The sequence below is a fragment of the Zongyangia sp. genome, assembly GCF_965361945.1.
In genome coordinates this window covers 12,177-27,611 of sequence record NZ_CBDTOK010000123.1, presented here as the reverse complement: position 1 = coordinate 27,611, position 15,435 = coordinate 12,177, and the positions used below count along the sequence as shown (strand labels likewise).

Genomic DNA, 15,435 nt, shown 5'->3' with positions numbered 1-15,435 from the left:
AGGTAGGAGAAAACGAGATTGTAGTTACTCTGCGCCTGGAAGGTGAAGAGAGCGAATATGTGATTGTGGTGACAAGGGAAGAGGAAGCGGTGACAGAGCCAGAACCCACACCTGGCACTGACAAGCCCAGCATTCCTGGCTCTGACGAAGACCAGGCAGGCGGCAGGGACTGGGATTGGCCGTCTGGCAGTGGAAATGATTCCGCCAATGGAACTGGTTCTGGCAACAGCGACAAAGAGAACCCGTCTTCTGGAGATCACAGCATGATCGCTGGAGCACTGGCAGTCCTGGCCCTGAGCGCTGGCTCTGTAGTGGTTCTCTCCCGCAAGAAAAAATAATCCCTAGTTAAAAGATCTATCATATTTTTCATACAGTATCAAAGAAGATCGGCCTCCAATTGCGGAGGCCGATCTTCTTTTGGTGATCACAAGAAATGTATTTTTCTTTTAATCAAACAACTCGGAAATTTCGTGCTGGCAATAAATCCTTATCCCGTTTTTGCTCAGCACATCTCCCGCTTTTTCGTTGTCTGTCACCCGCAGGATCATATAAGCTACGTCCTTTTTGCGGGTAATAAACGCGTAGGTATACTCCAGGTTGATGCCGTTTTCTCCCAGAATATCCAACACCTTGACAAGGCTGCCCGGCTTGTCGGGAATTTCCACCGCCAAAACCGGTGTAATGGAGCAAACATAACCGGCATCTTTCAGCACACAGACAGTTTTATAGGAATCATCCACAATGATTCTCAGAATGCCGAAGTCCTCTGCGTCAGCCAAGGACATTGCCCGCATATCAATTTCATTTTTCTCCAGAAGCTTTGTAAATTCTGCCAGTTGGCCAGGTTTATTCTCCAAAAACACGGAGATTTGTTTCACTGTCATAGCAATTGCTCCTTTCGATTAATAGAGTTTCCGCTTGTCGATAATCCGAACTGCTTTACCTTCACTACGGGTAATGGATTTCGGGGCAACAAGCTTAACAACCGCATAGATACCAAGCATGGCTTTCAGGGCTTCAACCAGTTCTTTCTCCCGAGCGGATACCTGAGACAAGGCGTCGGAGAACATTTCCGGTGTCATCTCCACCTGGACTTCCAGACGGTCGCTGTTGTTTTCACGGCTGACAATAATCTGATAGTTGGCCGGGTAGCCCTTGTTGAGCAGAACCGTCTCAATCTGGGACGGGAAGACATTGACGCCTTTGACAATCAGCATATCGTCGCTGCGTCCCATGGGCTTGCTCATCTTGACAAAGGTTCGGCCGCAGGAGCATTCCTTCCGGGAGAGAACGCAGATGTCTCTCGTCCGATAGCGGATAAGCGGGAATGCTTCTTTGGTAATACTGGTGAAGACCAGCTCCCCTTTCTCGCCCTCCGGCAGTACCTCACCGGTAACCGGGTCGATGATCTCCGCGATAAAGTGGTCCTCATTGATATGCATGCCCGTTTGTTCACTGCACTCAAAGGAAACACCCGGTCCAGAGATTTCTGTCAAACCATAGATGTCATAGGCCTTAATACCCAATTTTTCTTCAATATCATGGCGCATTTCCTCGCTCCAAGCTTCTGCTCCGAAGATACCGGCTTTAAGCTTAATCTTGTCTCTCAGGCCCCGCTCTATAATGCTTTCAGCCAAATAAGCAGCATAAGAAGGGGTACAGCAGAGGATTGTAGAGCCAAGATCACACATAAATTGGATCTGCCGCTCTGTATTACCGGAAGACATAGGAAGGGTCAAAGAGCCTACTTTATGGGAACCGCCATTGAGGCCAGGACCACCGGTGAACAATCCATAGCCATAGCAGACATGGACAACATCGTCCTTTGTACCGCCGGCCGCCACAATGGCACGGGCACAGCATTCATCCCACAGATCGATATCGTGTTGGGTATAGAAAGCTACTACCCGGCGTCCTGTCGTTCCACTGGTAGACTGGATACGCACACAATCGTGCAAAGGTGTCGCCAGTAATCCGTAAGGATAAGCATCCCGCAGATCATCTTTTGTCAGGAAAGGCAGTTTGTGCAGATCATCAACCGATTTGATATCGTCAGGAGTAACCCCCTTTTTCTCCATCAAATTCCGGTAATACGGTACATTTTTGTACACGCGATGGACCGTATTCACCAGCCGCTCATCCTGCCAAGCCCTAATCTGTTCCCGAGATGCGCATTCCATCTCGGGCTGGTAATAGTTTTCCATGTTAAACTTTCCTTTCTGTTAATCTCTGAAACCCATCCGCCGGCACAGCTGCATCTTAATTTTATGCGCGAGCCAACTCTATCTGCACATTGATCGTACAGAATGTGTTTTTAACGGGTTATTCCCTCTTTTTGTTTGTTTTATTATAGCATTTTTACCTGTTAACGTAAAGAAGCAAAGTCCATTTCTTCAACTTTTTTGTCTCTTTCCCCAAAAGGTAGTTACAAGATAGAACCCCGCCATTGCACTAGCGCAATGGTGGGGTGTATCAGTTTGGGAATCATCCGAAAGATAAAAAAGCTCGCTGCAAGCGTCATATCGCTTGCAGCGAGCTGGTGCCGCAGAACAGACTTGAACTGTCACGCTGTTGCCAGCGAGGGATTTTAAGTCCCTTGCGTCTGCCGATTCCGCCACTGCGGCCCTTCTTGCGGTATAACCGCCTTTTTATTATACCCACAGCCGCCTCAATTGTCAATGACGGCCTTCTCGATTTCTCTATTCAAAATTACAATTCAGTCTACTCCAAGCCGCCCATATCAAAGGGCTGATAGGTATGTGTAAAGGTATCCACATCAAATGCCATGACAATTTTGTCATATTCCTCCAGGTCAATCTCCTGCGGAAGCTCTGCAATCCGGGCGGTGTTGACAATGGTAATATCCTGAAAATGCAGTTGTAGGAACTCTCCCAACTTATAGGCATTGTCGTCTCCCAACAGCAGAAGCTTTTCCTCATAAGGGCTTTCTTCTACATGAATTTCCGTCATAATCTGGCCGGCGCCCAGATAGACCATGTCAGGATTATCCGTATACAGCCATCGGGTTAAATAGGGGGAATCACTTTCCACAACCTCTCCCGAACCATAGACTTTGATTTGAAATTCCCGGTCATATTTTGTGTAATGATAAAAACTGAGACGGTCTGGTTCCACATTTTTAAAATAGGTCATGGGATAAAGGGGCCCATAATAATCGGAACGGGCGTGTTCAACATCAAAGGCGTCAATAGTACGCTTGTAATGGCCCATTTTGTCAATCATCGCGCTATACACCTCATAAGCGCCGCTAATGGTCAGCCGGTCATCGGTGCGATAATACAGATACTCCTCGCGCTTTTCAAAAAGGGCAGAATAGGCGTCAATGGTCCTGGCATTTTCCCCCACCTGATTATATACCCTGTCAATAATATCCCTTTGATTTACATTGGTAGCGTATTGAGGAATTTCTTCCTGATTAATAACCACAGAAGTGGGAATTAGCACCAGAAAAACATCTCCGGAACGAGACGCAGCAAGCTGATTCACCGCACTGATATTGGCCTCCAGCTTCTCCTCCTCTGGTTCTTCTAGATTTTTAATCAGCTTGTTGTCACCGATAAAAATACCGTTTTCTTCCCTTACTCCGGTATAATATTTCAGAGTGGACTGCATACCGGTCAGTGTCCTGTTTTGCGCAAACTGTCCACTGACATAGTTATTCAACTGTTCCATGTAGGTGTGGTTTTGCAAGGTTTTCCAGGTAGGAACAGGCAGATCCTGCCAAAATTGAGGAGCCCCCAGCACTACATAGAGCGGAAGGACAAACATCATCAGTAGCAGGATAATGGCTGCTATTCTCTTTGGTTTCATTGGATCACCGCCTTTTCTCCCCCTATTTCTAACCAATCAGATACGACGTTGTCACTACCAATATTAGCACATTAACAATAATAATAGCCAGATTCACCAGATAACTTTTAGAGCTAGAAAATTTTGAAGCTAACCTTGCAAAAATATCGGTGCAGAAAATCACTCCCACAATCAGCGATACATAATTGGTGGTCAATATATAGATGATCTGCTGATTATATAGTTCCATTCCTCCCACATGCAGCCCAAACATGTGTAAAAGCAGGCTCCATGCCTCGGCAGGGGACTCGGTTACTACCAAGATCATGAAAAGTCCTAAGACAGCAATGACTCCTAAATGGGCTAGGATAGAAGGGACGTGAAAGCGCCGGGAATCAGACCGGCTTCGTTGTTCCAAGCATAAAACAAGGGTGAGCAGCAGCGCTCCCAGAATCATGTTGACACTGGCTCGGTAGAACAGGCAGATGATGAGCAGCGACAGGAAAACTGCCAGAGGTTTCATCCACCGTACCCGTATCCGTGCAGAAAGCGGATCGTAAAAATAACGTTCCACATATTCCTGAAGGCTGTTGTTAAAGCGGCTCAAAAAGCTTCCAATGCTTTTGGCCATATAGGGATGGTGAAAGCCGGAACGGACATTAAATCCAAACACCATACACAGCCCCGCCCCCATCTCCAGATAGCCACAGTAGAAAAAGTAAATCCACATGACCCTGGCAAGGAAATAGATCCAGCAGGAAAGAATGCTTTGATTATAGTCCGGCAGCCGGACAATCATATCCAGCACCCGGGTGATTCCATCAGCGATCAGCACCTTCTTGGCAAGGCCCTGAATAAACTGGATCAATCCGTCACACAGCAGGGACAAGGACGCCCGCCGGTAGTTTAGATCATATTCCATCTGCCCATACCTGGTCAACGGACCGTAATACAGACGGGGAAACATCATGGTATAGGTAAGCATATTGACGGGATTTCTTTGGGCTTTGGCCTTGCAACGATAAATATCATAAACATAGCTGAGAGATAATAGGCTTACAACAATAGATCCCAATGGCAGAACAAAGCCAAAAAAGTCGCGGTAAACCACCATGACAGCAACGGTAGCCAAGTCCTTGGCCGCAGCCACACAGAGAATAAATCGGCAAAGTATATTTTTATCCCGGTTGTGTTCGATCACCCATCCTGCCACAAAATCAATCAGGCAGGAAGCGATTAACAAGGGGGTAAATACAATATCCAGGGAGAGAAAGACCACCAGAGACAATAGCAACAATACCGTGTTTTTTCCCTTTTGGGGGATCAGATAATAGACCACCAGGCAAAATGGCAAAAACAGATAAATATAAAGCAAACTATCTGGCTGCATCTTATTCCCTCCTTTGTTTTATGATTATTTCACTTTCTCAAGAAGCTCTTGATATGCTTCATAGTCCATCAGTGCGTTGAGCACCGATAAGAGCGCATTGGCCGACAAATGTTCTGGCAGATGAAGATTCTCGATGATCTTCTGTCGCAGCCCAGCGCTTCCTGGGCCGCCGGTGATACCATCTTCGAAAAAATCCGCTTTGGTGATGGGGCGTTGATTCTTCTCCGGCTTCTGTCCTTCTTCACAAAGAACGCCCGCTCGGTCCAGCGCCCGCAGGATCTCCTCCTTTGGAACCCCTTCCACCCCCAGCTTTCCCTCTTTGGAGGGCTTTTCCTTCCGGCTCTCCTTGCCGAAAATATCAGAAATATAGGCGTGCTTGACCTTTCCAGGCCCCACTGCTCCCGCAATATAATGGCGGATTTTAAACCCCGCCACATCTGAATCAGTCAGGATGAGAAGTCCTGTTTTATCCGCTAAGGCACGCAACAGGGACAGGGTTTCCTTATCGGTAAAAATGCGAAATCCATCTACAGCGATAACGGTGGCGTCTAGAATAGAGTCTAACTTTATTTTATCATACTTTCCCTCAACAACCACCGTTTCTTTAATTTTAATCAAATTTTTCTCTCCCTTTGACGGCAGAAGAAAATCTCCATCACCGCCTGCTCCAGCATAATATTCCGGTCTCCTTTTGCGCTTTTAAGCTTCTCATCGGTCCGGCTGAGAATCTGCAGGATCTGATAGAGTACCGCCTTTGAAAACCGGTCAGAATCCCGCAGGGCGTTTCTCACGCGAAAGTCCCTGCCCTTATAGTCAAACTTCTCCAGGATATCCTTCTGGCTCTTTCGGTTGACCACCGCCACCTTGGCTCGGTAGAGATCCACAAAAGCCATGGAAAGGACTCCACAAATGTTGACCGGTTCCTCCTTCAGATCGAAAAGCTCATGAAGGATCTCGATAGCATTGGGAACATTGTTGGCCACAATGGCCCGGGATAGGTCAAACACCGATGCCTCGAGCTGTTTGGCGGTCAGTTTTTCGATGATCTGCCGGGTAATTTCCCCTTTTTGCTGGTAAGCGGTCAGTTTTCTGACCTCTGTGGCCAAGGTGGTCATATCCTCCCCCACCCGCTCTACCAAAAGCGCGGCGTTCTGGGGAGATATCTCACATCCCCGGCTTTGGATCCGTTCTCTCACAAACCGGATCAAATCCCCGCTTTTTCTCTTCTCAAAGCAGCAAACACACCCATTTTTTGCAGCTAAATCTACAATTGCTTTGTGTTTGGCAGATTTTTTAGGTCCGCCCTCTACATTCATCATGGAGAAGATCAACACCGTATCCGGCGGAAGGTCCGAGAGGATTGCTTTCAGCCGCTCCATATCCGGTTTGGCCAGTTTGTCCAGCTCCACATCTTCCACCAAAACACAGTTTTTCTCACTGAGAAAGGGCAGGGTGGCAATAGCCTGCTCTAATTCGTCCATGGACAGCCCCTTTCCAGAAAAACGGTGGAAATTAAAAGCCTCCTGACCCTTGGTCACCGCCCGGCGAAGGAGCCGGCGGACACATAGATCTTTGAGATAGGCTTCCTCTCCATAAATATAATACACTCGGCAGAGAGGCTCCTTTTTGATATGAGATCCTATGTCGCTTTCTTTTGTCAATATCATCTTTTTCCTCCCTTCCGAAATATCACACCAAACCGCCCCGTTCCAAAACCTTGATATCCTCCCCGCCCCTGGTCAGGATATCGATGCGTTCACAATGGTCAAACGTCGCCGTTTCCGCTCCCTGGGACAGCATGGCATTCTGGATGATCCGCTGCTTTTCTCCCTCCACGGCAATTCCATAACTTGCGGCAATCATCTGGGGATTTTCACAATTTCCATTGGCCACCCATACATCTGCTGCTGTCCTTTGCAGCGGCAGCATAGCCGCATCCACCTCCCCATCGGTGAGGAGCAGCGAAAAATCCCCGGTGCGGATGGTGGTGGCTGTTCCATCGGTGTAGGCCAACGTCTCCACCGTGGCGTCTCCAATTTTCGCCTTCATGCTGCCAAGAGGATAAATCTTACAACCCTCCGGCAGCATTGCGGTGAGCTGTTCCACGGGAGTGGTGTCGGGAACTACCACAGCGTCGATTTCATACTGGTCAAACACCGATTCATACCGGGTATAATCACCCTTGACATAGAGAAGTGAGATTTTCTCATCCGTTACCGGAAAGCTGATCTCCCCTGTCGGTTCATACAGCGGCATGACCATCTTCCCCTGGGGGAAATCTGCCACCAAATAGGGCGCACTCTCTCCGCCGTAGACCTGCAGGGAGGTCACTCCATTCATCAGCACCGTATGGGAAAGAGCTCCTACCAGAAATAGAGCAGCGCAAAGGAGTGCGCCCAGCTGAAGCCGCAGGCCGTTATTCCTGCCCAGATAACATCCGGTCATAATCAAAACAGCGAAAATCATCCAAATTCCTACAAAAGGAGCGTCATCTGTAAGGGAGAGGAAATCAAACTTGGCAAAAAATGAAACAATGCCGATTGATACCTTTGCCGCAATTCCGGCAAAGAACGCAAAAGGTGCGGCCGCCCAAGGAAGTGCCATGCCCACAAGGGCGGTAAAAAAGCCGCCAACAATCATCACCGGCATCAAAGGGCTGAGTACAAGGGTAGCCAAGGGACTGATGAACGAAACATTTCCGAAATATAACAGTGTCAGCGGCATGAGAAATACCGTAACGCCTATCGACATTCCCAGCAGGTCAAGGGCCCAACGGAAAAACCAGTATTTCCGAAACACTGGATGCAGATGCAAGAAAAAGGCACTGACCTTTGCCGCCAGAGTCAGCATGGCCAGGGTAGCGGCGGCGGAAAGCTGTAGGCTCACGCTGGAGGCCGCGAAAGGGTTGGAAACCGCAATCAAAAACAGGGCCAGTCCCAGGGAGTTAAGGGAATCCGATTTTCTGCCGATGGCCCGCGCCAGATAAAATACAATAAGCATAATGCCGGAACGGGTAGCCGAAGGGGCAAATCCCAACACCGCCATATAGAGCAGTACAAAAACGGACGCCAATAAATACGGCAGAAAATGGGGTAAGAATTTGAGCTTTCTCAGAAGATAGAGAGCCATCGCGCCTAAAATAGACATATGCAGCCCGGAGATGGCGATGTAATGGGTCACACCGGTTCTGGTAAAAAGATCATAGACGCCGGTTTCCTTCACCAGGCTCCGGTCACCGGTGACCATAGCGCTGACAAGCCCGCCCTCCTCATCCGGCAAGGAGGATGTGATCACCTCATTCATCTCCTCCCGGAACTTAACAAAGTAATAGGAGATGGGCTTATCTTCTACCGGCGTATAGATGATGTCGGAGGTAATATAGCCTCCCAAATAGATCTCTTCCGACCAATTATACTGATCCAACAAGCGCAGCGAAGTTTTAAACTGCAATGTATCATAGAGATCAACATCCAATGGCTTTTGAGTGTCCACCAGGATCTTCACCCTCTGGGGTGCGTCTTCTATCCCCACAGCCGTGGTTTCCATGGTGTAGCGGTAGCCGCCACCTGCCAACCGCTCAGGTGTATCCACAATATGGGCGGTGACCTGAGGTTCCATTCCAGCCATGGCTGCCGCTGGCGCATAGACAATCCTCTGGTGTAAAAACAGCGCTCCCGTGGAGAGAGCCACCGTAAAGAGGACAAGCAGCAGGGTCCGCTTGGCGTCAAACAGGCGGCTCAGCCACAGCGCCGCACCTAGGGCAAAACAGCACAGGCTCAATCCCAGATTGACGGACATGGAGAAATAGCAAGCGACCGCCTGCGTGATCAGATAGGTAAAGCCCAACACAGCAAGCGGTCGTTTCATGTCGATTTCCTCCATGGAGTTAAATTTTTAATGTTCCATTAGCCGGGAGGCCAGGCGAGCTGCCGGCCCGCCAACACGTGGAAGTGCAGGTGGCCTACTGTCTGACCGCCGTCCTCCCCACAGTTATTGACAATCCGGTATCCTCCGGAAAGATTGAGCTCTCCGGCGATCTTGGCGATTGTCTCAAAAATATGCGCAATGATATCACTATTCTCCGCCGTAATTTCATTGGCGCAGGAGATGTGCTCTTTGGGAATTACCAGAAAATGAACCGGCGCCTTGGGGTCAATGTCGTAAAACGCCAGGATCTTCTCATCTTCGTAAATCTTCTTAGACGGGATTTCCCCCGCTCCGATTTTGCAAAACAGGCAATCCATCCATGCCGCCTCCTTTCGATAACATCAGTATATCATATTCCCCCAGATTTTTCGATTATTTCTGGAGCATTTTTTCAAGGATGGAAGGTACAGCCGCAATGGCCTCATCCATCTTAAAGACATCCTTGACACCTGCCATGGCGCTGTCCGGACGTCCGCCGCCGTTACCGCCGGCAATCTGGGATACCTCTTTGATGAGCTTGCCGGCATGAACACCCAGTTTTACCGCCTCTTTGCCGCAGGCGGCGCAGATGTTGCCTTTACCCTCGTTGCTGGTCGCCAAAACCGCAACAATGGTGGGGAATTTCTCTTTCAGGGTGTCGCACATAGCCCGCACCGTCTCCGGTTTCATATTGGCAAAGGTTGCGCCTACAACACGGACGCCGCAAATCTCTTTGGCATTGTCCAAGAGCTCTTCCGCTTTGCCAGAGGCCATCTTCTGATTGAGTGCTTCCAGTTCTTTTTCCTTTTCTTTGAGTTCTACCGCTACTGTATGGGTACGGCTGACCAGGTCAGCGGGATTGGCCAGCTTCAGGTTCTCCGCCGATTTGACAATGGTCTCGTTGGCTTCATCCAGCAGATGGAGCACGCCAAGGCCGGTAGTTGCTTCAATACGGCGTACCCCCGCCGCCACGGAGGATTCAGAAATGATCTTGAACAATCCTACTTTGGAGGTATTGTCCAGGTGGGTTCCACCACAGAACTCTATGGAATAACCGCTCATATTGACGACCCGAACCACATCGCCGTATTTTTCACCGAACAGCGCCATGGCGCCCATCTTCTTGGCTTCCTCAATGGGCATCTCCTTGATGGAAATGGGCAGTCCCTCCAGAATTTTGGCATTGACCTTCTTTTCCACAGCGCGAATTTCTTCCGGTGTCATGGCTGCGAAATGGGAGAAGTCAAAGCGCAAACGCTCGTCGTCCACATAGGAGCCCGCCTGATGGACATGGTCTCCCAGCACCTCCCGCAGTGCCGCCTGCAGCAGATGGCAGCAGCTGTGGTTTCTCATAATGGCGCGGCGACGCTTCTCATCAATGGACGCATCCACTGTATCACCTACCGCCAGGCAGCCGGATTCCATCTTACCGATGTGCATAAACTGGCCGGAAGGCGATTTTTTGCAGTCTGTCACCTGGAACACAGCGGTACCGTCAACAATGGAGCCAGTATCCCCCACCTGGCCGCCGCTTTCCGCGTAAAATGGGGTTTTATCCAAAACGATAATCGCTTCATCGCCTTCGGTGGCGCTGTCCACAGTTTCGCCGTCTTTAACAATGGCCACAATCTGAGCAGTGGCTTTCATGTCGGTGTAGCCGACGAATTCATCCTCAACGTCTATATCCTTGAGGCTGTCATCCTTCCAGCCCACAGTATCCTTAGAGAAATGGGCCTCTCTGGCCTTGCGCTTTTGCTCCTCCATCAGCTTCATGAAGCCTTCCTCATCCAGGCCAATGGAACGCTCGGCAATAATCTCCCGGGTCAGGTCGATGGGGAATCCAAAGGTATCATAAAGCTTAAATGCCTGTTCTCCGGAGAGAATCGCATTTTCCATATTGCTGTCGAGTTTGTCGATCATGTTGGAGAGCAGCTCCATGCCCTGGTCAATGGTCTTGGCGAAGCGTTCTTCCTCCACCCGGACCACCTTTTTGATGTATTCGCTGTTCTGTTTCAGCTCCGGATAGGCGTTTTCATTTTCCCGAATCACTGTGTCTACCACCTGATAGAGGAAGGGGCCCTTAATGCCCAAAAGCTTTCCATGGCGGGCAGCCCGGCGCAGCAGACGCCGCAATACATAGCCGCGTCCCTCGTTCTGGGGAACTACGCCGTCGTTAATCATGAAGGTAGTGGATCGGATGTGATCGGTGATGACCCGCAAGGAGACATCGGTCTTTTCGTCAGCGCCATAATCCACCCCGGCAATCTCCCGGATATGCTTCATAATGTTTTGAACGGTATCCACCTCAAAGAGGTTGTCAACCCCCTGCATGATACAGGCCAGACGCTCAAGTCCCATACCGGTGTCAATGTTAGGATGCTCCAAGGGGGTATAGTGGTCGTTGCCATCGCCATTGTACTGGGAAAATACCAGATTCCAGAATTCCACAAAACGGTCGCAGTCGCAACCTACGCCGCAGGTGGGGCTGCCACAGCCATATTCTTCGCCCCGATCAAAATAGATCTCGGAGCAGGGGCCGCAGGGGCCGGAGCCAATCTCCCAGAAATTGTCCTCTTTGCCCAAGCGGACAATGTGGCTGGGATCCACCCCAACTTCGTTGACCCAAATATCCTTGGTTTCCTCGTCGTTTTCATAGATAGAGACCCAAATCCGGTCGATGGGCAGCTCCAGTACCTTGGTGATAAACTCCCAAGCCCATTGGGTGGCCTCATGCTTAAAGTAGTCGCCAAAGGAGAAATTGCCCAGCATCTCAAAGTAGGTGCCGTGGCGGCTGGTCTTGCCCACCCGCTCGATGTCGGGAGTGCGAATACATTTTTGGCAGGTGGTCACCCGCTTGTTGGGCGGAGTAGCCTGGCCCAAAAACCACTTCTTCATGGGCGCCATACCGGAGTTGATGAGCAGCAGGCTCTTATCGTCAATGGGCACCAGCGGGAAGCTGGGCAGACGGGTATGACCCTTGCTCTCAAAAAAAGTCAGGAATTTTTCCCGAAGTTCGTTTAATCCTGTCCACTGCATGAAAATCTTACCTCTTTCTTGATATTCCGTTGTTTTTCACAGGGAAGCCCCTGTATCATACCAATATGGATATCGGGTGGTGAAAAAACCACAATAAAAAAGCCTTCTTCCCATGAAGCAGTCTGCTTCTATGGGACGAAAGCTTCTAGTTTCCGTGGTACCACCCAAATTGCGGGAATTCCCCGCCGCTTAGTTGCCCCTTAACGCGGGATACGGCAAAGCTTGTGACAGCTTTGCGGCTCAGGGGTGGCTCCCTATCCCCTCATCGGCAGAACCTTCCAGCAAAGCGAAAACGCTTTGGTTCTTTCTCTTGCGCCGGGATGGAACAGGTGATTCCCTTCATCGCCGTTCTTCGCCGTGGTTGACAACACAGCGGTGATTTCTCATCAATTATACTTTTTTTGCGGCATATTGTCAACGAAAAAGGGCAAAGTATGGACTTTATCTGCGAAACCATTCCCCTATGTCCTCCAGCACCTCCAAAATCTTAAATTTAAACTCATACTTTGGCCGGTTGGAGATGATTTCTTTGCCGTCAGCACCGATGACCGTCTCTACCTTCTGTTCGCTTTCCGCCGCAGGAATACATAAAGGCGGGAACATGACGCACCACCAGTTGTGCCCCTGGGCTGCGCCGATTTTTACCCGTACCGCATCATACCTGCCGGCCGGAAGGGTGAAATTATCATATTCCCTTGTAGTGAAATATTCGTTTTGAAATGTGACCTCAACATCATAGTCATAGCCGTTTTCTAAAACAACCTGATGGGCAGCCGACTGGATCGCCGGAAGATTTTTCTTCACCAGCTCCGCGGCTTCTGCCTTGTCCTGAGCGGAGAGGAAAAGCTGCTCTGTCTCTTCCAATACTCTATCCCGGACCTGAAGCTTAAGGGCTTGATCCTCTTCGGAGTCGGAGTTTGCCAGCACATGTAAACGTATAACATCCTGGCGGATATTGCTGCATGCTCCCGCAAAAGAACAGAAAGAAGTTAGAAAAATGGTAAGGATCAGACCAATGACAATAGAAAGTTCTACACGGTTGAGTTTCATAATAGATTCCGTCCTTCTCTTCACTGTTGTCAAACGTTTGCAATGAAAATATGGACGGGAATATTTTCCAATATACAATAGACTGAAATATTTGTAGGTAAAACATCCGGCCATGGGGAAAAATTCCATCAAAAAGGCCCGCTTCCCAATGGGAAACGGGCCTTTTTTATTTTTCTATACATCCATGGGCTACAGGTTTGCACAGGAAGGTATTCTCATATCCGCGGGATGTCAGCTCCCGGACACAGTGTTTGGCGTCGCCCTTGTCCTCAAAGACAGAGACCACCGCACTGCCGCTGCCGCTCATGACAGCGCCCAGAGCCCCTTCCTCCAACATGATGGACTTCAGTTCTTCAATTTGCGGATAACGTCCCACCTCTTCCAGAACATTGCACATGCTCGACGCCATTTCCTCCAGTTCGCCGGCGATTACCGCCGCCGTAATCTTGTCAATATCCGGACGTCTTGAAATGCCCTCTCCATCAAAAGCTTTAAAACAATCCGCTGTCCGGATAGAAAGATCCGGCTTGGATACCACGAAGTAGCAATGAGGAATCTCAGGCAGAGGGGTAATCACTTCCCCGATACCCTCTACAAAGGCGGTACCTCCCACCAAGCAGAAGGGGATATCCGCGCCAACAGTCTCCCCAATATCGCAGAGCTCCTCGGTAGAAAGCCCTGTCTCCAGAAGCTCGTTGAGCGCAAAGAGAACAGCTGCCCCATCAGCACTGCCGCCGGCCAATCCCGCTTCCGTGGGGATTTCTTTTTGAATTTCTACCTTTACACCCACCGGCTCCCTGCCCGTATGGGCAAAAAAAGCCTGGCATGCTTTATAGGCGATGTTGTTTTCCCCTGAGGGGATCCGATTGTCATCACAAGAAATGACGATGTCCTTTCCCTCTTCTAAGCTGACCTCCACCGTATCCATCAAATCGATGGCCTGGTTAATCATCCGCAGAAGGTGGTACCCGTCGTAGCGTATTCCCACCACGTCAATGGATAAGTTGATCTTTGCCGGCGCCTTAACTTTGATAGCGTCCAAAATTTATTTACTCCTTTCCCCTTGCTCTATCGGTGTAAAATGAGATTCCGTTTGATATCGATTGCTTTCACTGGGCACATCTCGTGGCAACAAAAACATTTGATGCATTTTTTATAGTCAATATGGGCTTTTTTTGACTGGATGTCGATGGTCTTCTGGGGGCAGCTTTCAGCGCATTTTCCGCAGCCGATACAATCCTTTTTCCGGATGACCGGCTTCGGTGCCGCAATCGTCTCCAGCTTCCGCACCAAACCGCGGAATATCCGAGGAACATGGTTGGAAAAATCCACCGACGCCCCGGCCGGCTTCTGATAGTCTTGAATCGGAGAGATCTCTTCCATATCTCCGACAATGGCCATATCCTCCCCATAGCTGCCGCATAAACCGCGTTCCTTCGCCGCCACAATGGTGGGGACAGCATCTTCTTCCATGTCCATAAGGCGGCATAGGGCAAGATCCAGTGCATAGGGATTCTCTGCCGCGAAGGTAATCCCCACCTTTCGCATAGCACCCCCAGAAGGGCCGTCTCCCTCCATTGCCTCTACCCCATCCATCAGGAAAAAACCGGGATGAAGGCATTGGCACAAATCCACCAGCATATGGCCAAACCTGTCCTTTTCTGGGAACTGGCAGTGGAGTTCCGGTTTCATCAGCCCCGGAATGCAGCCGAACAGATTTTTCACCCCGCCGGAAAGCCCTGTCATCCCATGGGTTTTCACCTTACCCACACTGATGATCATATCCGCCTCCCTGGCTGGATCAATGATGGTAAAACGGGGGCAAATCTTTGCCTCTGGCGCCTCTACCTCTCCAAACCCGGTATCCAGGTTGAGCTTAACTCCCTGCCGGACCGCCACGCTCTCCATACCGCTGGCACGATAGATAGCGCTAAGCTGTCCCTTGGTGTACAGTCCCCCTGGGCTGTCCGCAATGGTAATGTCGGTTACTCCATATTCCTTGATCACTATGATCGCCCCTTCCACCACCGATGGATGGGTGGTGGTAAACTCCTCCGGGCGCCGCTTCATCAGCAGATTGGGCTTGATCAGCACCTTCATTCCCGGATGCAGCCTCTTTTCCATGCCATGCAGGGCAAAGTGTCTGTGGACCGCTTCATTTACCTTCGTCTGGTCATAGGATGGCGTCTTGATTACACTTACTTGCCGCACAAATTCCCTCCGTCTATGCCAAAAACCCTACC

General features: G+C 49.8%; 13 protein-coding genes and 1 tRNA gene. 1 reads left to right on the top strand and 13 read right to left on the bottom strand.

All coding sequences use genetic code 11. The features are described 5' to 3' along the window. A partial coding sequence (locus tag ACZ25G_RS07995) for an LPXTG cell wall anchor domain-containing protein (protein ID WP_463682097.1) occupies positions 1-338 on the top strand: 338 nt, incomplete at its 5' end. 108 nt (positions 339-446) lie between these two features. Here the strand turns inward: ACZ25G_RS07995 and ACZ25G_RS07990 are convergent. From ACZ25G_RS07990 to ACZ25G_RS07930, 13 genes are all read right to left on the bottom strand, one after another. Then, positions 447-884, bottom strand: a complete 438-nt coding sequence (locus tag ACZ25G_RS07990; protein ID WP_191482798.1) for an ACT domain-containing protein — start codon at positions 882-884, stop codon at positions 447-449. Positions 885-902: 18 nt separating this feature from the next. Beyond that, complete coding sequence (locus ACZ25G_RS07985) at positions 903-2,204, bottom strand: LuxE/PaaK family acyltransferase (RefSeq protein WP_191482799.1); 1,302 nt, start codon at positions 2,202-2,204, stop codon at positions 903-905. 333 nt (positions 2,205-2,537) lie between these two features. Continuing rightward, positions 2,538-2,624: transfer RNA gene (locus tag ACZ25G_RS07980), tRNA-Leu, on the bottom strand. Between the two features lie 97 nt (positions 2,625-2,721). Then, positions 2,722-3,831: a DHHW family protein gene (locus ACZ25G_RS07975; RefSeq protein ID WP_191482800.1), complete on the bottom strand. Its 1,110-nt coding sequence runs from the start codon at positions 3,829-3,831 to the stop codon at positions 2,722-2,724. 28 nt (positions 3,832-3,859) lie between these two features. Continuing rightward, positions 3,860-5,200 (bottom strand): MBOAT family O-acyltransferase, encoded by a 1,341-nt coding sequence (locus ACZ25G_RS07970; RefSeq protein ID WP_191509714.1) that lies wholly within the window; start codon positions 5,198-5,200, stop codon positions 3,860-3,862. A 24-nt stretch (positions 5,201-5,224) separates the two neighbouring features. Continuing rightward, positions 5,225-5,818, bottom strand: coding sequence for a toprim domain-containing protein (locus ACZ25G_RS07965; protein WP_463682096.1), 594 nt, complete (start codon positions 5,816-5,818; stop codon positions 5,225-5,227). After that, a complete protein-coding gene (gene holA / locus ACZ25G_RS07960; protein WP_463682095.1) occupies positions 5,815-6,867 on the bottom strand; it encodes a DNA polymerase III subunit delta in 1,053 nt (350 codons plus the stop codon). The genes ACZ25G_RS07965 and holA overlap by 4 nt, the downstream gene beginning before the upstream one ends. Positions 6,868-6,889: 22 nt before the next feature. Then, positions 6,890-9,067 (bottom strand): ComEC/Rec2 family competence protein, encoded by a 2,178-nt coding sequence (locus ACZ25G_RS07955; protein ID WP_463682094.1) that lies wholly within the window; start codon positions 9,065-9,067, stop codon positions 6,890-6,892. A gap of 38 nt (positions 9,068-9,105) precedes the next feature. Further along, on the bottom strand, positions 9,106-9,444 hold the full coding sequence (locus tag ACZ25G_RS07950; protein WP_191482805.1) for an HIT domain-containing protein: 339 nt from the start codon (positions 9,442-9,444) through the stop codon (positions 9,106-9,108). A gap of 55 nt (positions 9,445-9,499) precedes the next feature. After that, positions 9,500-12,142: an alanine--tRNA ligase gene (gene alaS, locus ACZ25G_RS07945; protein WP_342680883.1), complete on the bottom strand. Its 2,643-nt coding sequence runs from the start codon at positions 12,140-12,142 to the stop codon at positions 9,500-9,502. Positions 12,143-12,583: 441 nt separating this feature from the next. Further along, positions 12,584-13,192, bottom strand: a complete 609-nt coding sequence (spoIIR, locus tag ACZ25G_RS07940) for a stage II sporulation protein R (protein WP_191482807.1) — start codon at positions 13,190-13,192, stop codon at positions 12,584-12,586. A gap of 166 nt (positions 13,193-13,358) precedes the next feature. Continuing rightward, positions 13,359-14,234: a 4-(cytidine 5'-diphospho)-2-C-methyl-D-erythritol kinase gene (gene ispE, locus ACZ25G_RS07935; RefSeq protein ID WP_191482808.1), complete on the bottom strand. Its 876-nt coding sequence runs from the start codon at positions 14,232-14,234 to the stop codon at positions 13,359-13,361. A 26-nt stretch (positions 14,235-14,260) separates the two neighbouring features. Continuing rightward, entirely contained in the window at positions 14,261-15,403 is a 1,143-nt protein-coding gene (locus tag ACZ25G_RS07930) for a DUF362 domain-containing protein (protein WP_463682093.1), read from the bottom strand. Between the last annotated feature and the right edge of the window lie 32 nt (positions 15,404-15,435).